Origin of the sequence: Alteromonas sp. 5E99-2 (assembly GCF_017368475.1) — a bacterium.
GTDB lineage: Bacteria > Pseudomonadota > Gammaproteobacteria > Enterobacterales > Alteromonadaceae > Alteromonas_F.
Map to the genome: position 1 here is coordinate 59,971 of NZ_JAFNJE010000003.1, position 22,868 is coordinate 82,838.

19 protein-coding genes and 1 tRNA gene are annotated in these 22,868 nt (G+C 40.0%); 12 read left to right on the top strand and 8 right to left on the bottom strand.

Annotated features, from left to right (window positions below; all coding sequences use genetic code 11):
* Nucleotides 1-39: 39 nt before the first annotated feature.
* The 3 genes from J3L16_RS04115 to J3L16_RS04125 are packed head-to-tail and all read right to left on the bottom strand — an operon-like array spanning nucleotide 40 to nucleotide 3,968.
* Nucleotides 40-2,067 carry a DUF3488 and transglutaminase-like domain-containing protein gene (locus J3L16_RS04115; protein ID WP_207611632.1) on the bottom strand — a complete coding sequence of 676 codons (2,028 nt, stop codon included), beginning with the start codon at nucleotides 2,065-2,067 and terminating at the stop codon, nucleotides 40-42.
* The gene (locus tag J3L16_RS04120; protein WP_207611633.1) at nucleotides 2,057-3,046 is read right to left on the bottom strand and encodes a DUF58 domain-containing protein; all 990 of its coding nucleotides are present in this window, start codon (nucleotides 3,044-3,046) and stop codon (nucleotides 2,057-2,059) included. Before J3L16_RS04120 ends, J3L16_RS04115 begins: the two co-directional genes overlap by 11 nt.
* Before the next feature lie 7 nt (nucleotides 3,047-3,053).
* Nucleotides 3,054-3,968 carry a MoxR family ATPase gene (locus J3L16_RS04125; RefSeq protein WP_207611634.1) on the bottom strand — a complete coding sequence of 305 codons (915 nt, stop codon included), beginning with the start codon at nucleotides 3,966-3,968 and terminating at the stop codon, nucleotides 3,054-3,056.
* 204 nt (nucleotides 3,969-4,172) lie between these two features.
* Here J3L16_RS04125 and pgm point away from each other — a divergent pair, with 204 nt between their 5' ends.
* The 5 genes from pgm to J3L16_RS04150 all read left to right on the top strand — a co-directional run bounded on the left by pgm (nucleotide 4,173) and on the right by J3L16_RS04150 (nucleotide 11,369).
* Entirely contained in the window at nucleotides 4,173-5,825 is a 1,653-nt protein-coding gene (gene pgm / locus J3L16_RS04130) for a phosphoglucomutase (alpha-D-glucose-1,6-bisphosphate-dependent) (protein ID WP_207611635.1), read from the top strand.
* A gap of 165 nt (nucleotides 5,826-5,990) precedes the next feature.
* Complete coding sequence (locus J3L16_RS04135) at nucleotides 5,991-8,450, top strand: glycogen/starch/alpha-glucan phosphorylase (protein ID WP_207611636.1); 2,460 nt, start codon at nucleotides 5,991-5,993, stop codon at nucleotides 8,448-8,450.
* Between the two features lie 139 nt (nucleotides 8,451-8,589).
* Nucleotides 8,590-9,900: a bifunctional diguanylate cyclase/phosphodiesterase gene (locus tag J3L16_RS04140; RefSeq protein ID WP_207611637.1), complete on the top strand. Its 1,311-nt coding sequence runs from the start codon at nucleotides 8,590-8,592 to the stop codon at nucleotides 9,898-9,900.
* 94 nt (nucleotides 9,901-9,994) lie between these two features.
* Nucleotides 9,995-11,014, top strand: a complete 1,020-nt coding sequence (gene astE / locus J3L16_RS04145; protein WP_207611638.1) for a succinylglutamate desuccinylase — start codon at nucleotides 9,995-9,997, stop codon at nucleotides 11,012-11,014.
* A gap of 31 nt (nucleotides 11,015-11,045) precedes the next feature.
* A complete protein-coding gene (locus J3L16_RS04150) occupies nucleotides 11,046-11,369 on the top strand; it encodes a heavy metal-binding domain-containing protein (protein WP_207611639.1) in 324 nt (107 codons plus the stop codon).
* An 8-nt stretch (nucleotides 11,370-11,377) separates the two neighbouring features.
* On the opposite strand, the gene J3L16_RS04155 is transcribed toward J3L16_RS04150, so the two are convergent.
* From J3L16_RS04155 to J3L16_RS04175, 5 genes are read right to left on the bottom strand one after another with little or no spacing between them, the layout of a single operon-like run.
* The gene (locus J3L16_RS04155; protein WP_207611640.1) at nucleotides 11,378-11,518 is read right to left on the bottom strand and encodes a DUF2897 family protein; all 141 of its coding nucleotides are present in this window, start codon (nucleotides 11,516-11,518) and stop codon (nucleotides 11,378-11,380) included.
* 15 nt (nucleotides 11,519-11,533) lie between these two features.
* Nucleotides 11,534-12,217 carry a M15 family metallopeptidase gene (locus J3L16_RS04160; protein WP_207611641.1) on the bottom strand — a complete coding sequence of 228 codons (684 nt, stop codon included), beginning with the start codon at nucleotides 12,215-12,217 and terminating at the stop codon, nucleotides 11,534-11,536.
* On the bottom strand, nucleotides 12,214-13,338 hold the full coding sequence (gene dapE, locus J3L16_RS04165; RefSeq protein ID WP_207611642.1) for a succinyl-diaminopimelate desuccinylase: 1,125 nt from the start codon (nucleotides 13,336-13,338) through the stop codon (nucleotides 12,214-12,216). The genes J3L16_RS04160 and dapE overlap by 4 nt, the downstream gene beginning before the upstream one ends.
* A complete protein-coding gene (locus J3L16_RS04170; protein WP_207611643.1) occupies nucleotides 13,338-13,685 on the bottom strand; it encodes an ArsC family reductase in 348 nt (115 codons plus the stop codon). Before J3L16_RS04170 ends, dapE begins: the two co-directional genes overlap by 1 nt.
* Nucleotides 13,686-13,731: 46 nt before the next feature.
* Nucleotides 13,732-14,241: a PTS glucose transporter subunit IIA gene (locus J3L16_RS04175; RefSeq protein ID WP_207611644.1), complete on the bottom strand. Its 510-nt coding sequence runs from the start codon at nucleotides 14,239-14,241 to the stop codon at nucleotides 13,732-13,734.
* Between the two features lie 228 nt (nucleotides 14,242-14,469).
* On the opposite strand from J3L16_RS04175, the gene J3L16_RS04180 reads away from it, so the two are divergent.
* The 7 genes from J3L16_RS04180 to brxC all read left to right on the top strand — a co-directional run bounded on the left by J3L16_RS04180 (nucleotide 14,470) and on the right by brxC (nucleotide 22,861).
* Nucleotides 14,470-15,543, top strand: a complete 1,074-nt coding sequence (locus tag J3L16_RS04180) for a patatin-like phospholipase family protein (protein WP_207611645.1) — start codon at nucleotides 14,470-14,472, stop codon at nucleotides 15,541-15,543.
* A gap of 62 nt (nucleotides 15,544-15,605) precedes the next feature.
* Nucleotides 15,606-15,682 (top strand) — tRNA-Val (locus tag J3L16_RS04185).
* Between the two features lie 164 nt (nucleotides 15,683-15,846).
* Nucleotides 15,847-17,070: an integrase domain-containing protein gene (locus J3L16_RS04190; RefSeq protein ID WP_207611646.1), complete on the top strand. Its 1,224-nt coding sequence runs from the start codon at nucleotides 15,847-15,849 to the stop codon at nucleotides 17,068-17,070.
* Nucleotides 17,071-17,198: 128 nt separating this feature from the next.
* Nucleotides 17,199-18,065: a WYL domain-containing protein gene (locus J3L16_RS04195; RefSeq protein ID WP_207611647.1), complete on the top strand. Its 867-nt coding sequence runs from the start codon at nucleotides 17,199-17,201 to the stop codon at nucleotides 18,063-18,065.
* A 3-nt stretch (nucleotides 18,066-18,068) separates the two neighbouring features.
* Nucleotides 18,069-18,830, top strand: coding sequence for a hypothetical protein (locus J3L16_RS04200; protein ID WP_207611648.1), 762 nt, complete (start codon nucleotides 18,069-18,071; stop codon nucleotides 18,828-18,830).
* Nucleotides 18,831-18,832: 2 nt separating this feature from the next.
* Nucleotides 18,833-19,378 (top strand): DUF1788 domain-containing protein, encoded by a 546-nt coding sequence (locus J3L16_RS04205; protein WP_207611649.1) that lies wholly within the window; start codon nucleotides 18,833-18,835, stop codon nucleotides 19,376-19,378.
* A gap of 9 nt (nucleotides 19,379-19,387) precedes the next feature.
* Entirely contained in the window at nucleotides 19,388-22,861 is a 3,474-nt protein-coding gene (gene brxC, locus J3L16_RS04210; RefSeq protein ID WP_207611650.1) for a BREX system P-loop protein BrxC, read from the top strand.
* The last annotated feature ends 7 nt before the right edge of the window (nucleotides 22,862-22,868 follow it).

A 22,868-nucleotide genomic window follows, 5' to 3' on the forward strand; every position in this document is an offset into this window, starting at 1 on the left:
TTAACTTGTAAATAAAAACCGGCCTTATGGCCGGTTTTTTTATATCTCTTTGTTTAACTTCCTAAAGTGATATTTCATTTTACTCAATATAGATTTTTGGTTTGAGTCTATGTTGTTGGTGTATTGTGATTTGACGAATAACCTTGTAATAACTTTGGCATGATTAAAGGCTTCAATGGATATATAGGGCTCTACTTCGTTTAAATACTGTGTTGGAGAACGTGTGCCTCGAACGCATTGAGAGCTAGCTTCTAATTTATTAACCATTGATAAATATAGGGTTAATGAAGGTTCTCTTTTATTAGAACCCAATTTAGGAGCGAATAGAATGAACAGGAAGAGGGCTATAATTGCTACCACGCTAAGCATAAGGTACATTAATTTTTCAGGAGTGATTTTACCGACAATAGTTTCGAATAAATCACTCTGTTGCTCTTTGTCAAAACCAACAACCCAACGACTCCAAAAATAATCGACTTTATTTAATGTATTTCTCAATGAGCTAAAAAACGAAATATGTTTGAATTTTCTTAACGACAAGGCTTGATTCGCCAAAAATGCGTCTTTGTTTTGTAAAGCGGCTTCTAATCCGAGGGTTAATCTTTCAGGCGCAACGACACCTGTAGGATCAAAACGCACCCAACCCTCATCGTCCATCCAGGCTTCTACCCATGCATGTGCATCGTATTGGTAGATGCTCATCACTTGTTTATCCAGCATTTCTCCACCATGGTACCCTGCGACTATACGAGCAGGAATACCTGCGTGTCGTAATATAAAAGTCATTGCACTGGCATAATGTGAACAAAAACCTTGTTGTTGCTCAAAGAGGAAATCATCGATACTATCGCCTCGCATCAAGGGGGGAGTTAGTGTGTAGCTAAATACTGGGTCAGCAAAGTAATTTAAAACGGTTGCCGCAAAGTCTTTATTATTGGGTATTTGTCGGCGTAATGTTTCAACCCATTCTCGTGTTTTTGGGTTTCCTTTTTTAGGCAATTGCAAGTTGAGTTGCTGATCAAACCTTTTGTTTGTTTGGTTTAATTTCACTGATGGGTATGATTGAACATCATAGGCAATAGCACTTAAAAGGGGTTGTTCTGCTCGAAATGCAAAAGTGTCGGTTTGCCATATTTTACTTTGAGTAGTTTTGTTTGCTGGTATTGGCGCATCGAGTGTAAATAGCCATAACGCACGGGATGCTTCTGCGTACACTTTATAATCTATGGGTTGCCCAATAGGTGTTAAAGAAAACTCTTTCTTATATGCTTTGTTTCGCAATATTTGTTTTGCGCGCTGCTCTGATATGGTCCATTCTTCGCCATCGAAATGCTCTAGAACTAACGCCCTCCAATATCGCTGTGGTGGAGCGGGTACAATGGTTTCAAAATTAGCCCTAAATGCGAGTTCAGATGATTGGCTTAGATTTGCGATATCGCCGGGGCGTATTGTGTCACTGAGTCCTGTTGATGCTGAGTTTTGATCTGACGGCATAATCCACAGAGGTGGCAGCTGGGGAAATACCAAAAAGAGTAGGGCGGCAATAGGCAGTGCTTGTAGTGATAAGATGGTTAACTTCTTAGTTTGATAATAAATCGAAGAGTTAGACCCAAATTGCAATGCTAAACCTACCATCAAACTCATTAGGATAATGCTATAAAGCAAAACGAACAGAACTCCCTGTTCAAAAATAAAGGCCGCTCCTGATAGAAAAAGTAAGCTGAGAAATAACTGTAGTAACTCCTTTTTCGTTCGAATTATCATGAGTTTTAAACTACATGCAGATACAAGAAGGTTTACCATTGATAATAGTAAGCCTTGTTGCCACCCCAACCAAGCTAGGGCAATAACAGTTAATACAGATAAAAGGTTAATAGTTCGGGTTTCAGGGAGTTTAGTGTACCAGCCTAAATACACACTTAGTCGCACGACGACGGCGCATACAGACAATATTATCACCCAGCTCATCAATGGTGCATATAACGCTGCTGTTAAGGCTAAAAACGCAATTGTAAGAATAAATATAGCGTGTGCATTAGCGGAAGATATAGAGTGACTATCTTTCATCATTAGTACCCTCGCTATCCAGCACACTAGGGTAATGCGCAAGCGCGGTTAAACAGATGTTTTTGTGCTTTTCACCTATTGAAGGAGGGATAAACAACTCTTGAAACTTGAAGCCAAAAGGTTTATTGGCTTTATTGAGCGTCAGTATTTGATGAGTCAATTCAGATAATTTTACTTCTAAGTCGGGGCTATCACTGCTTTCAAGTGTTAGAAAGCCTGAGGAGGGCATTGGTTCTTCAAATGTTTTTACTCGCCACTCATTGTTCTTAGCAACGTGTTTCCACGCAACTCTAGTGAGTGAATCGGTATTCTGAAAATTTCGAAGGCTATGAAACTCTTCAAAGCCTTCTCGAAACGTTAATGTGGACGAATTCGATTCACCCTGATGGGCTAATAAATTGACATGGCATGTCTTTGGGGTAGGAAATACAGTAATAGTTTGGTCGAGATCTAAATGAGTCCAACACTTAAAAAGACCCAAGGGGTAATCGCACCTTAATGTGAGCCGACCTAGTCTGTGTTTCCCACGTTGTAACAATAGCATTGGCATAACTAAATGTGTGTATGGCGATTCTATCGGCACTGATATTACCTTAGTATCAGGTTCATTCCACCAAGAAAGGTGAATAACGCCTTCTACAGCTTTACCTTTGTATGATAATTCTACCGGTAAAACAGAAGTTTGAGACGCGTAGATATCGCTACAAGGCAAAGCTTTTATTCGCAACCTAGAAAAATTAATATAACTAGCAAAGAGGTGAAGTAAAAACAAAGACAATAAAAACGTGCACAGCAAACGCATTATGTTGTTTTGATAATTTGTGCCTAAAACAAACAACAACCCACATAAAATTAAGTACCAAGCTCCAAATTTCGACGGAAAAATAAATATTTTTTGGTGACTTAACGTTTGATTATTTTCCGCAGGAATTCTTTTTCTTAGCCATTTCGCAAATCGTTTTGTTATTAATTGGCGCATAGTTAGATTAAACCGATAATGGATCGACAGACTCTATTATTTTTTGGCTCACCGGAGAGCTTCCATGGGAACTGCTTTCTCCCCCATTTAATCTATGTTCGGTCACCGAGCTGAAAACAGCCTGTACATCTTCGGGAACCACATAATCGCGGTTGTGCATATAAGCCCATGCTTTAGATGCTTTTAAAATGGCTTTACTTGCTCTTGGCGACAAAGGCGAGGTTACATAATTAACTGTTCTACTAGTAGTAACGAGTTGTAAAATAAAATTAATTACTTTTTCACTTACAAATACTCTACTTACTTCTTGCTGCATTTCCCTTAGTGTATGTTCTGTAAGCAAGGTTTCGATTGAAGCAGGGTTATCCTCTATTTGCATCAACATATTTTTTTCCGCCTCCACATTAGGGTAACCCAACGAAATTTTCATTAAGAAACGGTCTAGCTGCGATTCGGGTAATGGGTAAGTCCCGGATTGAAATGATGGGTTTTGAGTCGCAATAACGAAAAATGGATTCGGTAAAGGGTACGTCGTGCCGTCTACACTGACTTGATTTTCTTCCATAGATTCGAGTAATGCACTTTGTGTTTTGGGGCTTGCGCGATTGATTTCATCGGCCAGAATGAGTTGATTGAAAATCGGCCCTTTTTTAAATTCAAATTCTTGTACTTTGGCATTAAAGACCGAAACTCCAAGCATATCCGCAGGTAGTAAATCTGAAGTGAATTGTATTCGTGAATAAGTTAAACCGAAAGTTGAGGCTAGCCCGTGAGAAAGGGTTGTTTTCCCCATGCCCGGTAAGTCTTCAATTAATAAATGGCCATTTGCGAGTAAACAAGCAATAGATAGTTTTATTTGTTGTTCTTTTCCAAGAATAACCTTGTTTAACTGGGTAGTTAACGGTAATAACGTTTTATTCATTCGACAATACTCTTTTCTTTTCCTCAGCTTACGGTAATTTAAACATTTATTCTTCTAACTTTTAGGCAAAACTACTATTGATGAAGTTGAAGAGCCTTCCTCCAGTGTAGCAAAGCACAATTAGTATTTACCTATGCGTAACCATACGTTAAGGTTATTTAGATTTTATTTTTCCTACTTTTATAGAACGACAAGGAACTTTTAATGCCTTTACACCCTCAGGCTGGCTTACCCGCTGACTCATCTCAACTAATCAATGTAGCAAGACTCGTTTCTGATTATTATACGTTAACGCCAGATGTAAGCGTTCCTGCTCAAGCTGTAAGTTTTGGTACATCAGGCCACCGTGGAAGTGCAGCGCTTTTGTCTTTCAACGACATGCATATTGCCGCTATCAGCCAAGCATTAGCTGAATACAGAATTGAAAACGGAATTACTGGGGACTGTTTTATTGGTAAGGACACTCATGCGCTCAGCGAACCTGCGCTGACGACTGCGGTGGAAGTACTCGCGGCTAATGGCATAAAAGTTGTGCTACAAACTTCAGACAATGAGAGTAGAGGCTATACACCTACACCCGTTATTTCTCGAACAATCATTAGAAGTAACAAGGATAGTGATGCTTTTTTATGTGATGGTGTGGTTATTACACCGTCGCATAATCCGCCAGAAGATGGCGGGTTTAAATACAATCCGCCTCATGGAGGGCCTGCTGGTTCAGATATTACTAATGTCATTCAGGCTCGAGCGAACGCCCTAATGGCTAGTAATAATGAAGCCGTGAAGCGCATACCTTACAGCGATGCTTTAGCATCAGAGTTTGTTCGCTTCGACGACTTTATGATGCCGTATATCAATGAACTCAATACCGTTATTGATATGGAAGCAATAAAAAATGCAAACCTAAAGTTGGGTACAGACCCATTAGGTGGAGCGGGAATTGGTTACTGGGCTGTTATTGCAAAAGTATGGGGTTTAAATATCTGTGTAGTTAATGATGAGGTTGACGCCCGTTTTGCGTTCATGCACAGAGATAAAGACGGCAAGCTACGTATGGATTGCTCTTCTCCATATGCTATGGCTGGCCTTATAAAAATGCAAGATGAGTTCGATCTAGCATTTGGTAACGACCCGGATTTTGACCGCCATGGAATAGTGTGCAAAGGCACAGGTTTGATGAACCCAAATCACTATTTAGCCACAGTAGTGAACTATTTGTACAGCCACAGAACGGATTGGCCAAATACATTGAATATTGGTAAAACCCTTGTATCGAGTAGCATGATTGACAGAGTCGCGACTAAGGTTGGGCGAGAGATTACAGAAATGCCTGTCGGTTTTAAGTGGTTTGTTGATGGATTAACTGAAAAGACTACTGGGTTTGCCGGAGAAGAGAGCGCTGGCGGAATATTCCTGACTCGCAATGGCAATACGTGGGCTACAGACAAAGATGGTTTTATTTTATGTTTATTAGCAGCTGAAATGCTCGCCGTAACGGGTGATGATCCCGCTACACATTATTCGTCATTAACACGCACTTTTGGCGCGCCATTTTATGTGAGAAACGATGTACCTACAACGCTAGAAATAAAAAAGGCGTTATCATCCATTGATAAGCAATCAGTGTCTGCAACGGAATTAGCGGGTGAACCTATTGTAGACATATTTACCCATGCTTCGGGAAATAATGCGGCAATTGGTGGCATTAAGGTGGTTACCGAAAATGGTTGGTTTGCGGCACGGCCATCTGGTACAGAAGCCGTTTACAAAATATATGCGGAGAGCTTTAAGTCAGAAGAACACTTAAATGAACTTGTTGTAGAAGCACAGCAATTAGTTGACTCAGTTATCAGTTGATACGTTAATTCTTTGTAAAAAGACGTCATAATCTTATGTTATGGCGTTTTTTTTTCGCCTGATTCACACAGATTTAACATAAAAGCGTAAATTGTGCTGCTAATATGATTAATAGTTGTACGACATTGTAGTTATCTTTTATTCTTTTTTCTGCGAGAACAGGTTATGAAAACAACAGTTGAATTTGAAAAATACGACTTCAAGCAAGCGATTATTCGCCACCTTCATTCCACTCTTGGCACGGACGAAAACAAAGCGAATAACCATGCATGGTGGAAAGCAACATGTGCTGCAATTAATGAACATGTATTGGAAGGATTAAGAAAAACGCAGAAAAAGCATTACATTAACGATACCCGAGCTGTTCATTATTTTTCAGCTGAATTTTTAATGGGACGGTTGCTTTCAAATAACATGCAAAATTTTGGCGTATTCGATGATGTTCGAGACGCCCTTAAAGCACTAGGTGTTGAGCTTTCAGATATTATGGAAGAAGAGCCAGATATGGCCCTTGGAAACGGTGGATTAGGGCGACTGGCCGCTTGTTATATAGATTCACTTGCTACTTTGAATTTCCCTGCCATTGGTTATGGTATTCATTATGAGAACGGTCTTTTTCGTCAAGAGATAAGAAACGGCAAGCAAATTGAACGCCCAGATGCATGGCGAGATTATGGGAATCCTTGGGAGATATGTCGTCCAGAATCCATTCAAGAAATCTCCTTGTATGGTTATGTTGAAACTAAATACGGAGAAAATGGACGCATTCAAAAAGAATGGCATCCCGGCTCGATTGTAAAGGGACTTCCTTGGGATATTCCAGTAGTGGGGTATGAAGGAGGAAGTGTTAATGTGTTGCGTTTATGGCAAAGCCAGTCCAGTGATCACTTTAATTGGGATGTATTTAATTCAGGCGGCTATGTGGATGCACAGCGAGAAAATGTGCAAGCTGAAACAATATCGAAAGTTCTCTACCCCAATGATGATACTGAAGCTGGTAAAGAGCTGCGTCTGATTCAACAATACTTTTTCTGTGCTTGTTCATTAAAAGACATCATACGCCGCTATAAGCGAGCCCATGGTGATGATTGGAGCCGTTTTACTGAACAGGTGGTGATCCAATTAAACGATACTCACCCTGCGATTGCCATCCCCGAGTTAATGCGGATTTTAGTGGATAGAGCTGAACTCGATTGGGAAAAAGCATGGGATATTTGTACACATACCTTTGCGTATACGAATCACACCTTATTGCCAGAAGCATTGGAGAAGTGGCCTGCTCGAATGATTCAAAAAATATTACCTCGTCATTTGGAAATTATTTATGAAATAAATCATAGATTTATGCAAGAGGTTGAAGCTAAATGGCCAGGAAATAATGATATAAAAGCCAAGCTTTCTATTATTGAAGAAAGCAGTGAAAAAATGGTGAGAATGGGTAATTTATCGGTTATCGGTAGTTTCGCAGTCAATGGTGTTGCTGAACTTCATTCTAAATTAGTAAAGGAAAACCTTTTCCCAGAGTTTAATGAGTTATATCCCGGGCGACTGATGAACGTCACTAATGGAATTACTCCAAGGCGCTGGCTGAAAACCTGTAACCCAGCTTTGTCTGAGTTAGTTTCGGATAAAATCGGCAAGGATTGGCCCTTGTATTTAGATAAGTTACAAGGCCTTGCTAAATATGCAGAGCAGAAAATATTTCAAAAGCAATTCATGCAAATTAAGCATAAAAACAAAGTTGCATTGGCAAAAGAAATCCAGGCGTTAACAGGAATAAAATTAGATACAAATGCTATTTTTGATATTCAAATAAAGCGTTTACATGAATACAAACGCCAGCATTTGAATTTACTTCATATCATGGCTTTGTATCGTCGTTTATTGGAAAATCCTGATTATGACATGCATCCCCGAGTATTTATTTTTGCTGCGAAGGCGGCGCCGGGTTACAAGTTAGCGAAAGATATTATTCTTGCTATAAATAAGGTGGCTGAAACAATAAATAGTGATCCAAGGGTTAACAAAAAACTAAAAGTTGTTTTCATGCCTAACTACCGTGTCTCTCAAGCTGAAAAATTGATCCCCGCTGCCGATGTTTCTGAACAAATCAGTACTGCTGGAAAAGAAGCATCTGGAACGGGGAATATGAAGTTGGCACTCAATGGCGCGGTCACTATTGGTACATTAGATGGAGCAAATGTAGAAATAGCCGAAGAGGTTGGAGACGAAAATATCTTTATTTTTGGTTTAACCATTGATGATGTATCAACCCTTTGGGATAAAGGGTACAACCCCTACGATATTTACGATAAAAATAAAGAAGTGAAAGCTGTGCTCGATTGGCTTGAAACGGATTATTTTACACCAGGAGAGCCTGGGGCTTTGCTATCAATTAAACATAGTCTACTTGAAGGCGGAGACCCGTATTTAGTGTTAGCTGATTTTGAGTCTTATAGTTCAGCACAAAAAGAAGTGGATTTGGCTTATCGAGATAAGCAAAAGTGGGCAAAAATGGCTATTTTGAACACAGCGAAAGTGGGTAAGTTTACGTCTGATCGTTCAATTAAAGATTATGTCGATAGAATTTGGAAATTAGAACCATGTATAACAGGGCATGACTAAAAAGGTATAATTTGCTGTAACGTTAATTTTACGAGTAGCGTTACACATCGATAGTGAATATTTGAAATTCTCTGTTGTTGTGTAACACTAATAAAAACAATGATTTGATTGCATTAGAGGCCGAGGTACGACCTAAATCATGAATCGCGTTTACCACTCTTTGAATACTATCTCGAATCGATTTATGTTTATCGATTCAATCGAAAAACAAGCAAAAACAAAACCTCATTTTTCTTTGATGTTAGTTGATGTCGTTAGGTTTTCTGATGTAACTACCAGTTTTGGAATGAAAGTTGGTGATCAAATTTTACTAGAAATTGCCAACCGCATACTTGCCTTGTTTAACGGGAAAGTTGAACTTGGTCGTATTAGTGGCGATGCTTTTGGTGTCATTTTTGAAGGAAAACATTCTCGCTCTTGTTTACATAAGTATTATGAGCACTTAATCGAACACTTTAAAACACCAATGCATTATGAAGATCATGCGTTTATTGCTGATTTCAATGTGGGTGCTGTGACTATGACAAATGGTCATTTTGAGTTGGAGCAGTTTGTCGCTAAAGCAGAGGCCGCTCTTAAATATGCTAAAGAAAATAAGTTCGATAATTTTTATGTTTTAGATTTAGCAGAAAAACCTGATACAGGCAGAAGCTTAGCGTTAAAAGCTGATTTGACTCGTGCGTTAAAAAATAACGAGTTAGAGTTATATGTACAACCTAAAGTGAACTCTAAGAGTTTACAAATCGTGGGTGTAGAGTGTTTACTTCGATGGAACCACCCGTTAGATGGTGTCTTGTTTCCCGGCCCATTAATTGAGGCAGCCGAATCTTATAATATGGTTACTGAATTGGCTTATTGGACTCTTGAAGAGGCCTTTAAAATAATGAAGCAATTACAAAGTGAAAATATAGATATAGGTTTATCTGTCAATATTTCACCTACACAGCTGTACGACAACAAGCTGATTTCAACCTTACAAGGCCTTGAGCAAAAGTATCAACTTCCATTGAGCCTATTCGAAGTTGAATTGACAGAAGATATGGTTTTATCTAATTCCTTAATGGTAAAAAAACAGTTAGCTGAGCTTGATACTTTAGGTATTTCTGTTTCTATCGATGATTTTGGTAAAGGGTACAGTAACCTTTCTTATGTTAGAGATATTGCTATTAGTGCGCTTAAAATTGATAAATCCTTTGTAATGGAGTTAGAAAACTCTTCAATAAATGAAGCAATTATTAAAGCTACGCAAGTGATCGCAGAGGGCAAGCAATGTGACGTTGTAGCGGAAGGGGTAGAGACTCCTGCCCAACTTGCTATTTTACGAAAGCTTAATGTTGAGACTGTACAAGGTTTTCTATTCTCAAAAGCAATTCGAGTCTGTGAATTTATAGATTTGTATAAAGACGGGCTAGGTAAAATGGTAAAAACGGAGTTAGATGAAGCTATGTAATATAGCTTCATTTTGTAATCTACTTAACAGCTCCTTACTTAACCAGTATCATGCTAGGCACAATTGAGACCTTTCATGGTAAGTCCTGTACCAAATGCACATTTCTATTTCTAATTTTCTGCAACGCTCTAGAAACTATGACGCTAGCGTCACTTCTAAAACTCACTTTAGGCTAAATAATCAGACTCTTGTCACAGTGCACGGACCCGGTGTAATAGAGTTTGAACCTGTTGGAGGGGGAGATTCATTTATATACTCTTGTGGAATACACGGTAATGAAACCGCACCCATTGAAATTTGTGATGAGTTAGTTCAAGACATATTAAAAGAAGAGCTTTTATTGTGTCATCGGGTATTAGTAATTTTTGGCAACTTAGATGCAATGAACAAGCAAACCCGGTTTATTGATGAAAACTTAAACCGCTTATTTTGTAATACTCATAAAGAGGGAATACAAAATAACGAGCGAAGAAGAGCGGCGTTTTTAGAGCAGTGCGTTGAAGACTTTTATGCCAAAGATAAGGGCGAAGTTAAACGGGTCCATTATGATTTACACACTGCAATTCGAAAGTCCATCAACGACAAGTTTGCGGTTTACCCTTATACCCATGGAAAAGCTTATAGCCTTGAACAGCTAGCCGTCATGTCAGCATGCGGTGTGAATACTATTTTACTTTCACACAGTTCTACAGCAACATTTAGTTACTATTCATCACACTTTTTTAATGCAAACTCGTTTACTGTAGAGCTAGGTAAAGTAATGCCTTTTGGTCAAAATGATATGACTAAATTTGAAAAAGTAAACACAACATTAAGACACCTAATTACGAGTAATGATAACAACCCAGAATTCAACTCAGAGGGTATGGTGTTGTATAGAGTAAATCAAAATATCATTAAAAATCAGGCGGACTTTACGTTACATTTCGGCAGTGATGCGCCTAATTTTACCGGTTTTCAAAAAGGCGAGATTATAGCCAGTGAAACAGGTAAGGAGTATATTGCTGAAAAAGGTGGAGAGGCTATCGTCTTTCCAAATGCTGATGTGCCTATTGGCCAAAGAGCGTTACTTACCGTAGTTCCCATTTCGATAAATGAGCTAGACACAATATAAAAAAGCAAAGCATATAATAAGGAAGATAATCATGATTTTAACTACAACTCCTTCCATTGAAGGAAAAGCCATTTCCGAATATTACGGCATAGTTATTGGGGAAGCAGTAATGGGAGCGAACGTTTTTAAAGACTTATTTGCTTCAATTAGAGATATCGTCGGCGGTCGTTCAGGAAGCTACGAAGAAGAATTCACAAAAGCGCGTCAAATTGCTTTTAATGAACTTAGACAAGAAGCTTTAGGAATGGGGGCGAATGCAGTTATAGGGATTGATCTAGATTATCAAGTAGTTGGTGATACTGGCAGCATGCTTATGGTCAGTATTAGTGGAACTGCGGTAAAAGTAGAAGACTAATTTAACATCTAGTCTTCTTCATCCCACGCGGCGTTGTTGTTACTTTTTGTAGGTGGTAATTTTGCTTTAGCGGATTGCTTCAACAATAAAAGGTTACCTACAATAACGCCGATGACTATCGCAATAATAAGCCAAATACCTAAGGTCATATTAATTCCTGTTTTTTAGTTGATATTGCCTTTGTTTAGCACAAAACGCTCAAATATAGCGTCAAAGTTTGCCAATACAGATTCTTTACCAGAAAACGACAAGTTTTTTAAGAATCGATGATAACGCTGGACAGTAAAAACTTGTTCGAACTCTTGTGATACTGGCTTATAGCTAATATGCCAGGGCTCTTCAGCTATTCCCCCTTCGTACGTAGCATAAGGTCGATAAAAACCGTATTCTTGCAAATTTTCATTCAAAAAATGGTTCAACGAACTACAAGGGCCAGAACCGACATATTCATCAGGAATAAGCTCGAATTGCCAATTTGCTCTGGTCACAGCGTCTTTATCGTAAACATCTATATCCGTCCCCCAATGGTGCCTGCTTGCTCCGGGTAATGCTGACCACGTAAGTATAGTGTTGATTTTTTCGATATCACTCAACGAATCTGGTGATACAACAAGGCCGCTGGAGTCTCGTATGGGAAGCTCCCCTGTCCATTTTCGTTCCCAAATTGAAAGTTGTCGCGTTAAATTACGAAAACTACTTACAATATCGCAATTTAGTCCTTCTTTCGCACAGGCTCGTTGCAAAAGGGTAAATGGCTCTAAAACACGGCTATTTAGTAAAAACTGCCCTGATTCATCAGGGCAAAGATGGGTTTCGGTTATACCAAATAGCGCGTTATCTTCAATCATGTCAGCAAGTTCACCAAAATTTGCTCATAGATATCCGCAAGGGTTTCTAAATCCTTTGTGCTAACACATTCGTCTATTTTATGTATCGTTGCATTAATAGGGCCTAACTCAATGACCTGAGCACCTGTGGGCGCAATAAATCGACCATCAGATGTGCCACCTGCGGTTGATAGCTCGGTTTCTCTACCCGTTACGTCTTTAATCGCTTGTTGAGTTGCTTCTACCAAATTGCCGCTGTCAGTTAAAAAAGGCTGACCGTTAAACGTCCAATGGATATCCACGTCTACATTGTGTTTTTCAAATATAGCTTCAACACGTTCAATGAGGACTTTGTCAGTAACCTCTGTACAGAATCTAAAGTTGAAATTAATCTCGCAAGTTCCAGGAATAACGTTACCAGCACCTGTACCCGCATTAATATTAGACACTTGAAAGCTGGTAGGGGGGAACGAACTATTGCCCTGGTCCCACTGTGTTTTTGATAATTCGGTTAATACAGGTGCAACTGTGTGTATTGGGTTCTTAGCTAGGTGAGGGTAGGCTACATGGCCTTGAACTCCCTTTACCGTTGCAGCACCGGTTAAAGAGCCTCGGCGACCGTTTTTAACTACATCGCCAACAAGCTTAGTACTTGAAGGCTCGCCAACTAAACAGTAAGTCATTTTTTCATTTCTAGCTTCAAGGGTATCAACAACACGGGTTGTGCCGTTGATAAAAGGCCCTTCTTCATCACTGGTAATTAAAAATGCGATACTACCTTTGTGATCTGGGTACTTTTCTACAAATCGTTTTGTTGCCACCATCATTGCAGCCAAGCTGCCTTTCATATCAGCAGCGCCTCGACCGTGAAGCATCCCATCTTTTATCAATCCAGAAAAAGGAGGGTGAGTCCAATGTTCTTCAGGACCACTGGGTACAACGTCAGTATGACCGGCAAAACAAAATACTGGGTTTTCTGTGCCTCTTCTAGACCACAAGTTAGTGGTGTCTTCAAAGATCATAGTTTCATTAGTAAAATCTAAATTACCAAGCCAATCTTTCATTAGATCTTGGCAGCCAGCGTCTTCTGGGGTTACGGATTGCTTTTGAATAAGCGTTTGAGCAACTTTTACGGCATCCATTATGAATTGAGTACCTCTTCGTAAGCTGAAATAGCAAAGCCACAAAGGTATTGCTCATTGTGGCATAGGATAGGGCGTTTGATCATGGCTGGATTATCCAGCATTAATTGAATTGCTTTTGATGCATTCAAATTGTTTTTTGCTTCATCTGGAAGTTGTCGAAATGTCGTGCCTCGTTTATTCAGTAAAACTTCCCAACCCAGCTCTTTCTCGACATGGGTTAACCATGTTGAATCAATGCCATCTTTGCGATAATCATGAAAAGTGAATGCAGTGTTATTTGCATCTAGCCATTTTTTAGCTTTACGAATAGTATCGCAGTTACTGATGCCATACAGTGTAGTCATAACTCAATCCTTAAAATACAATGCCCGTATGGTATATCGAAGCGCGTTAAAGATAAATGCGGATTACTGTGTTTTCCACTGTTACTTTCGTATTTTCCTTTTCACAAACAATGGCATTCACCCCTTTCTTATTTAAAATGGTCATTACACAATAACAATGACCTAATTTCTTCTGTAAAAAAACAGGGTCAATATTACATATGATGTCGCCTTGCTGAATTTTATCATTTACGCGTTTATGTATGCTCAGCCGTTCGCCCAACAAAGATGATGATGTTGGTCCAATTTGAATGCATAGTCTCAAGCCTTCTTTACTTTTAAGTATCCACCGCTGGCTAGCAATATCTAACTTTTCAACTGTTCCATCGAACGGCGATATGCATGCCGTGCCGCGAGTTTTTATCGCAACTCCGGAACCCCAAATTCCCGTTTGTAACGGAATATTGTGTAATGACGTTAGTGAAGTGACGTTTCCTGACATTGTCGCTGATACTAATAGTTCATGCTTGTATTCGCTGGGTACATTCGAGCCTATTTGGTCCTCAGACTGAATCAATTGTTCACCTTTTCAATAGTCATTATTAACTTGTTCACTGTTATCCCCTGAATCTGTGGATAACACTGTGGGTTCCCCATGTGTATCTAGTTAACATTATGTTTTGTAAGGATAATGTTTGTTGTACATATGGTGACCGACGATTAAAACCTGTACTTATTTAATACCAAACTTGTTCATTTTTCAGGTAGTATTAACAAGGTTATGTTTAATTATAAGCGATAATAGATGCCTCCTTTAAATATATTTGCTGGACCTAAAGCTATTCAAAGAATGAAGGTGGAACCTTTTGGTCCTAATTTATTTACACAATTTTTAGGTGCATCTGGTGGCCCTAAATGGTTTGTATTAGCTGGTTTAGATAAGGCTCTATTTGGTGAATTTTTTGTTCGACATTGTGGGCATATGAATATCATTGGCTCATCGGCTGGTGCGTTCAGAGCCGCGTGTTTTGCACAAGCTGATCCAGCGGCTGCAATTGACAGGCTTTCAAGCCGATATGCGAAAACGGTATTTTCCGATCGTGGGTCAAGCTATGAGGTGAGTGAAAAAGCACGAGAATTAGTTTCTTACGTTGTGCCAACTGACGGTGTTTTAGAGATAATGAATAACGACACCTTTACTGTGCATTTTATTACGTCAAGATGCAAAGGCTGGATGGCGAGTAATAACAAGGTGTTTCAAGGTGCCGCTTTATTACTCAGTGCGTCGTTGAATAAGTTAAGCCGCAGAAATTTAAAATATTTTTTTGATAGGGTGGTTTTTTCTCCAAATGAAAACAAATTGCGAATTAGTGACCCTTACGATATACCGACAGAACAAATTAAAATGGGCTATAACACAGTACATCAAGCATTACTCGCGTCGGGTTCAATTCCAATGTTAATGGAGAGCGTGAGAGATGTTGTAGACGCACCAGATGATTTTTACCGCGATGGTGGCATTATTGATTACCATTTTGACTTGGGGTTAGCGCCAGCTAGAGGATTAACGTTATACCCTCATTTTTCTACATCTCCTGTAGCAGGGTGGTTTGATAAAGGAAACCCTAACAGGCGTCCTCATGCTCAAAATTATGATAATGTTGTGATGTTAGTGCCAAGCGACGAGTTTGTGAAATCTCTACCATATGGAAAAATTCCAGATCGAAAAGATTTTAAATCAATGGCAGATAAAGAGCGCATTCATTATTGGCAAAAGGTAATAAGTGAGTCTGAACGCTTGGGAGATTACTTCTTAGAACAGGTAAGTGAACAAAAAATACTCGATGTGGTTAAACCACTCCCTTTTGTTGGTATTTAGTGTAAATTTAGACTTGCGTAACCGAAAAAGCATCGCTACTATACGCGCCTCTCACAAGAGATGCGTCTATAGCTCAGTTGGTTAGAGTGCTACCTTGACATGGTAGAGGTCCCCTGTTCGAGTCAGGGTAGACGCACCACTTCATAGTCCAACCAAATCCAATAAAGTACTTTAAATCCAGTAGAATCAATATCTTGAGCCTGTTATTAGTCCAGCGGTGTCTAAAGGCGCTCAACAAAAGCCAACATGTTTGGTAACATTTATAGTAACACAACGCGATTTTACTAAATTGGTGTTACTAAAATGGCAAGACAGGTTGTTCCACTTACAGATAGCAAGATAGCAAAAGCAAAACCGTTAGCGGACAAAGACACGACGTTGACAGACGGCGAGGGCCTGTTTGTGCGCATAAAACCAAATGGGACGAAGACATGGATCTTCAATTACTATCACCCAATCACCAAAAAGCGTAAAAACATCAGTTTTGGTAAATACCCTGAAGTAACACTGGCGAATGCTCGAAAGAGACGACGTGAGTGTAGGGAGCTACTGGCATCTGATATTGACCCCAAAGCACAGCGGGACGAAATCAAGCAGACAAAAAAGGCGGCGCTTGAGAGCACATTTGAGGTAGTTGCAGAACTGTGGATTACTAAAAAGAAGACTGAGGTTAAAGAGACTACCTCAAAGAAGTCATGGCAATTGATGCAAAAACACGTATTGCCATTTATAGGTGAGATGCCAGTTGACCAACTGAAGCCGAAGCACGCCATTGATATTATTAAGCCCATATCCGTTCGTGGTAATCACGAAACGGTAAAGCGTTTATGCCGTCACATCAACGAAGTCATGAGAGTGGCCCTTGCGTCTGGACTTATCGATACAAACTACTTTGTAGATATTACTAAGCTGTTTCCTGCACCGAAAAAAAAGCATATGCCGACAATTATACCAGAAAGGCTTCCAGAGTTAATGCATAGGCTATCCAACGCGCATATATCAAAGAATACGAGGTATCTGATAGAGTTCCAACTTCATACGATCACAAGGCCGATTGAGGCTGCTAGTGCTAAATGGTCAAACATAAATATCGATGAGGCCTTATGGGTTATTCCAGCTGAGCAAATGAAGATGGGGCGTGACCATGTTATCCCGCTATCTCAGCCAGTTATGACTTTGTTAACTGCATTGCGCGAAATGAATGGACACCGACCTTATGTGTTTCCTGGGCACAGAGAGCCGCTAAATCATTTAAATAGCTCTACTGCAAATGTGGCGTTAAAAAGAATGGGGTTTCATGGCGAGTTGGTTGCTCATGGATTAAGAGCACTTGCAAGCACAACGCTCAATGAGGCTGGCTTTGATCCTGATGTGATTGAGACGGCGCTTGCGCATGTTGACAAGAACTCATCTCGCAGGGCATACAATCGAGCAGAGTATCTAGAGCAGAGGCGGGAGGTGATGGAATGGTGGTCGAATAAAATTGTTGAAGCCTCGAACGTAAATGTCAGCTTAGTTACCCAGTAATTTCGAAAAACGTTAAGAATACTTTTAGGTAAATAAGGCTAATATGTGTAGATAAAGAAGTGAATGCTTTACAACCGTATTAAAATAAACCACACTTAACTTAATTATGTTTTATTTGCACGATTCTTATGCTTGACGCTATCAGCTATGCTCAAAAACAAAGGCTCGCATACATTGATTTTTGCCTGTTATTTAAGGGTTCCATTTATCGTCAGGACTTAATCAATAGATTTGAGGTTGGCCTATCAGCAGCCTCTCGCGATTTTAGTGTTTATAAAGAGCGCGCACCAAACAACATTTTTTACGATTCCACGGAGAAACGTTATTTTCAAACCGCTGATTTCAAGCCAGTATTTGGATACGATGCGAAACGCACTTTAACTAGGCTCGCGAACAATATCTCCGATGGGTTTGATGCTATAGGCGATATATACTTCCCAGTAGAAGCGCCTTCGACCTTAAACGTTCCCGATATTTTCATCGTTGCACGTCTTGTTCAAGCCATTCTCAATAATAAAGCGGTTGGAGTTATCTACACGTCACTCTCTAGCGGTTCAAATGCCATAGAAATCGTTCCTCATTCAATTGTAGACAATGGCCTACGCTGGCACGTTCGTGCTTTTGATCGTAATAGTCGAAGATTTCGAGATTTCGTTTTAACGCGAATTAGCAAAGTATCAATAAAAGACTCGCCGAATGAGGAAGAAAACGCCCAAGCGGATACCGAATGGCAGCGACTAATTGCGCTTCAACTGGTACCGCATCCGAAAAACGTTGAACAACCTACCGCGATAGAAATGGATTACGGAATGGAAAACAAGCAACTGCTTATAAAAGTGCGGGCGGCGATGGCAGGATATCTGTTGAGACGGTGGAATGTTGACTGTACCGAGCGTGGAACACTCAAAGGGGCAGAATACCAGCTTTGGCTTCAAAATCGTTTTACGTTAAACGATGTTCAAAACTTATCTATAGCACCAGGATATTTAAAATAAATCATGTTCACACAAGAACAACTCACCAAACTGGGGTTTAAGTTTGGAAAAAATGGCGCTCATTCTGCGCGCAGCATGATGATAGAGGAGCTTAAGCACCTTCTTTTTTCTCGTGATGAAACTGCTCGGCTTACTGATTACGAAGACGACGTAATTAATTTCAATATATTACATAAGCCAACTGAAAAATCACGTAAATTAACTTTTAGACATTTGAATGATCTTTATGGCTTAGATCCAGCAATTCCTTTATTTAAAGTTTTTCGTGATTGGTGGGAATTACATGAAGACTCTCAAGAAATTCTAGCTTTGCAACTTTCACTTGCTAGAGACCCGTTACTGAGAGCGTCTGCGGAAATTATCATTAATCTAGAAACGGGCGAGCACCTTGCGCGAGAAACAATGGAAGCGTTTTTAGCTAAAGATGATCCTGATAGGTTTAGCGCAGCGTCTCTAAAATCATTCTCTCAAAATATAAATGGTACCTGGACTCAAGCAGGATTTTTAAGCGGAAAAGCGAAAAAATATAGAGAAATACCCAAATGTAGTTACGTAAATGTGGCTTATGCATTATTTCTTGCACATTGCCATGGGCTAAGTGGAATGAGACTTTTTGACAGCTTCTGGTGTCGCGCACTAGTTCAAGATAAAGAAACCTTGTTTGATCTGGCTCACCGAGCATCGATGCGTGGACTGATTAACTTCAAACAAGCGAGTGAAGTGGTAGAAGTAACATTTCCTCAAATTGAATTACCAGAGGTATAACTATGTCAGACCGCTTATCAAAATTACTCTCTAGTTTCGAAAGCCACATAAGCATTCCATGGCCTGCTGCTGTTTCTGCAGATGAGCGAACAATCTTTTTGGTCTATCACAAAGAAGATGAACTTAAGCTAAGAGCTAGAGTACAAGAGTTTGAGTATGCCTGCACTAACCATAGTCACCTATGGATGCTTTTAGACTTAACGCAAAGCTTTGAACTATGGATGGCGGAACAAGACTATAAAGAAACCTACTTTGAAGATCCTGAATACCTTAAAGGTTTATATGGTGACTTCGCCGATGAGCTGGTCACCGACCTGATCTCTAAAGTAGAAAACAATCAAGACAGCAATGGGGTTGTAGCCCTTTTAGGCTGCGGAACATTATTTGGCTTCGCTTCGGTGTCGGGATTAGTAGAGTCCTTGGCAGAAAAAATAACAGGAAGACTAGTCGTCTTTTTCCCAGGCGAAGTATACGAAAACAATTATCAATTATTAGACGCAAAGGACGGCTGGGGCTATCACGCCACCGCCATTTCAGCAAATACGTAAGGAATAACAATGTTAAATAAAGATATCTTTGTTAATAATCCAGTAGAAAGCCGATTGGCCAACAATGGTGTTGCACAAGTTAAGGACGACACATCTCAAGGAGCACTTGAAACACTCGAATATGAATTAAGAACATTCGTCTGTGATGGTGCTTACGCTAAAGGTATGGATAGTATCTTATCCAACTATTTATCAGCGCTAAAAATAAATAGTGAACAACCAGGTGTTTGGATCAGTGGCTTTTTTGGCTCTGGTAAATCTCACCTTGCTAAAATGCTTCGCACACTTTGGACAAACCAAACACTTAATGACGGCTCTCACGCTCGTTCTGCCGCAGAGTTACCTCAAGATATTACTGTTCTTTTTGACGAACTTACTACTCTATCCGTATCTAATGGCGGTCTCCATGCCGCATCAGGAACGCTTGGTGCTGGCGCAGGAGATAAAGTACGCCTTGCGTTTCTAGGTATTATATTTAAATCAGCTGGGTTACCAGAGCAATACCACCTAGCTCGTTTTGTCATGTGGTTAAAATCTGAAGGTGTTTTTGAGCAGGTAAAAGCATTTGTCGAAACTAAAGCCAAAGCCAAAGAAGGCATTGATACGTGGACTAAAGAGCTTAAGAACTTACATGTATCACCTATTATGGCAGACGCCATTCTTCAATCTATCCCTGGTATTGGGGCTGATATAAAAGAAGTTCGAGAAATGCTTCGTGCACAATACAAAATTGTTGATGATGTAACTAACGCTGAAATGGTTACTGCTATTGTGGATGCAATTTCAAATGATGGTGAGCTACCGTTAACGCTAGTCGTACTAGATGAAGTTCAGCAGTATATTGGTGACAATGTTCAAAAAGCTTTCGATGTTCAAGAAGTTGTTGAAACATGTAGTGGTGCTGGCGCACTCAAATCAAAGCTATTATTCGTAGCAACAGGTCAAAGTGCATTATCAGGCATGGCCAATTTGCAGCGTTTAATGGGGCGTTTCCAAGTTCCAGTACAACTTGAAGATACCGATGTAGATTCTGTAATTCGTAAAGTCATCTTACAGAAAAAAGAAACTGCTAAGCCATTAGTCAAAACAGTAGTAGACGACAACCTTGGCGAAATCTCTCGCCATTTACGTGGCAGTACCATCGAGCACAATCAAGATGATGAAAAGTGGATGGTACCTGATTACCCATTATTGCCAGTTCGTCGCAGGTTCTGGGAGCGTATTTTACCAGCCTTAGACAGAACGGGAACGGGCTCTCAGCTACGAAATCAGTTACGCGTTGTTCACGAAGCGTTAAAAACAACAGCGGAAAAAGAGCTTGGCTATGTAGTACCTGCTGACTACTTGTACGATCAAATTTCAACAAACCTACTTCAAACGGGTGTTATTTCAAAAGACATTTATGAAACGATTAGCCGTAAACGTGGTGGTAATGAAGACGAACAATTACAAGGTCGCTTATTGGCGCTTATTCTTTTAATCAGTAAATTACCTGCTGAAATGGAGTATGGCATACATGCAACTGTCGAATCACTATCAGATTTACTTCTAGAAGACTTACAAAACGACAAACATAAGCTTCGTGCACTAGTACCGAAAATGTTAGCGGTGTTAGAAGACGAACATCTGATTATGGCTCGTGACTCAGAAAATGGCCGAGAGTTCAGCTTACAAACAGTTGAAAGCCAAGCGTGGTATGACGAATTTAGACGTCAAGAAAGCGACTTAATGGGGAATCCTCAAATACTTGAGTCTTTCCGCGCAAAAGAAATTCAAAGTTATATCCGTAAACAAGTAGCTCAAGCCAGAATTACTCAAGGTGAAGTGGCAGAACCTAGACCTATTACTGTTTACTTCGAACCAGAGCTACCAGCAGAAGCCAAAAACAGGATTAGTGCCTGGGCACCAGAGCTTACAGAGAAGCAGTTTAACGATCAGTCTCGCGGTGATGCCCCTGACAATGCAACCATCTATATCTACGTTCCTTCTAGCCATAGAAGTGAGTTACAAAAAGCAATAGTAGAATATAAAGCAGCAGAAAATACCTTAGAAGTCCGAGGCAGAGCTACGACTGAGGCTGGTAAAGACGCTATGCAAGCCATGGAAACTCGTTTAAACGAAGCCGAAAGAGCCAGAAAAAATCTACTTAAAGATATTTTCTCTGGCATTCAAGTTCGCTTAGCTGGTGGCCAAGTAGTTGAAGGTGACACGCTTTCCGACCAAATTCAAAACGGTGGCGAGCTAGCCTGCCAACGCCTGTTCCATAAGTTTAAAATGGCAGACAACAGAGGTTGGGCAAAAGTTTATGATGCTGCAAGCCGTATTGCTGATCCCAATGCACTTGAAAAAGTAGAATACAATGGTGAAGCAGACAAGCACCCTGTTTGTGCTGAAGTTCACCGTTATATCGGGGCAATGAAGTTAGGAAAAGACATTCGTGATAACTTTAAAGGCGCACCATACGGTTGGAGTAATGATGTAATAGACGGTGCGCTATACGCAATGCTCGCAGCTGGGGTACTAAAAGCGTCTGATACCCAAGAACGCGCAATAGATGCCAAAAGCTTAGATCGCAGCTCAGTAACACAAACTAAGTTCAGACCTGAAAAGGTTACCTTATCAAAAGTACAGCTTATTAAAGTACGTGGTGTTATTTCTACTTTATTGGAAGATGCGTGTAACTCAGGTGAGGAGGTAACAAAGCTTCCCCTAGCCATCATTAACGCTAAGCAATTAGCTAATCTAGCGGGTGGTAGCGCGCCATTACCAATAGCGCCAAGTACAAAATTGTTATCTGAATTAGAAATGTACTCGGGTAACGACCAGCTACAAAAAGCATTTGAGCATAAGGACCAGTTACTCGCTGATTTTGAAAATTGGAAGCGACTCGCCGACAAAGCCCAACAAAGAAGTAAGCTATGGCAAAAACTGCTAAGCGCAATGGACTACTGTAGAGGCCTAGCGGTATTTAATGACCTAGAAAAAGAGCAAGAAGCTATTCTTTCCAATCGCAGTTTGTTGGACGATCCATGCCCGGTTGAACCATTAATCAAGAAAGCGACCAATGCGTTGAGAGATGGTGTTACCGCTCACAGAGCAAATTACGAAGAAGAATATCAAGCATGTATGTCTGATCTATTAGATGACGAAAACTGGCAACAGCTTGATGAAGCCAAACGTGATTCATTCTTAGCTAATCGCAACCTTGCAGATATCCCAAGTATCAATGTGAGTGAATTAGACGAGGTACTAAATTCGTTAGACGAAATAAGCTTTAACCAATGGAATGACAAAACAGCCGCATTACCTGGAATTTTCAGCCAAGTGTTAAAAGACGCGATCACAGAGCTTCAACCTAAAACGCAATACTGTCGTTTAAATAAGCCAATTATAAAAACAGAACAAGAATTACAAGATTGGCTGAAATATGTGGAGTCAGAACTCCGAACTCAATTGGATAATGGACCTGTAATGCCGTCTTAATATATGG

Bases quoted from the DNA above. Each gene is read 5' to 3' on its own strand.
- J3L16_RS04160 (WP_207611641.1), bottom strand. From the start codon at position 12,217: ATGATTGAAGATAACGCGCTATTTGGTATAACCGAAACCCATCTTTGC.
- pgm (WP_207611635.1), top strand. From the start codon at position 4,173: ATGCCTTTACACCCTCAGGCTGGCTTACCCGCTGACTCATCTCAACTA.
- J3L16_RS04195 (WP_207611647.1), top strand. From the start codon at position 17,199: ATGCTTGACGCTATCAGCTATGCTCAAAAACAAAGGCTCGCATACATT.
- J3L16_RS04150 (WP_207611639.1), top strand. From the start codon at position 11,046: ATGATTTTAACTACAACTCCTTCCATTGAAGGAAAAGCCATTTCCGAA.
- brxC (WP_207611650.1), top strand. From the start codon at position 19,388: ATGTTAAATAAAGATATCTTTGTTAATAATCCAGTAGAAAGCCGATTG.
- dapE (WP_207611642.1), bottom strand. From the start codon at position 13,338: ATGGATGCCGTAAAAGTTGCTCAAACGCTTATTCAAAAGCAATCCGTA.
- J3L16_RS04205 (WP_207611649.1), top strand. From the start codon at position 18,833: ATGTCAGACCGCTTATCAAAATTACTCTCTAGTTTCGAAAGCCACATA.
- J3L16_RS04125 (WP_207611634.1), bottom strand. From the start codon at position 3,968: ATGAATAAAACGTTATTACCGTTAACTACCCAGTTAAACAAGGTTATT.
- J3L16_RS04190 (WP_207611646.1), top strand. From the start codon at position 15,847: ATGGCAAGACAGGTTGTTCCACTTACAGATAGCAAGATAGCAAAAGCA.
- astE (WP_207611638.1), top strand. From the start codon at position 9,995: ATGCACATTTCTATTTCTAATTTTCTGCAACGCTCTAGAAACTATGAC.
- J3L16_RS04120 (WP_207611633.1), bottom strand. From the start codon at position 3,046: ATGCGCCAATTAATAACAAAACGATTTGCGAAATGGCTAAGAAAAAGA.
- J3L16_RS04170 (WP_207611643.1), bottom strand. From the start codon at position 13,685: ATGACTACACTGTATGGCATCAGTAACTGCGATACTATTCGTAAAGCT.
- J3L16_RS04180 (WP_207611645.1), top strand. From the start codon at position 14,470: ATGCCTCCTTTAAATATATTTGCTGGACCTAAAGCTATTCAAAGAATG.
- J3L16_RS04140 (WP_207611637.1), top strand. From the start codon at position 8,590: ATGAATCGCGTTTACCACTCTTTGAATACTATCTCGAATCGATTTATG.
- J3L16_RS04135 (WP_207611636.1), top strand. From the start codon at position 5,991: ATGAAAACAACAGTTGAATTTGAAAAATACGACTTCAAGCAAGCGATT.
- J3L16_RS04115 (WP_207611632.1), bottom strand. From the start codon at position 2,067: ATGAAAGATAGTCACTCTATATCTTCCGCTAATGCACACGCTATATTT.
- J3L16_RS04200 (WP_207611648.1), top strand. From the start codon at position 18,069: ATGTTCACACAAGAACAACTCACCAAACTGGGGTTTAAGTTTGGAAAA.
- J3L16_RS04155 (WP_207611640.1), bottom strand. From the start codon at position 11,518: ATGACCTTAGGTATTTGGCTTATTATTGCGATAGTCATCGGCGTTATT.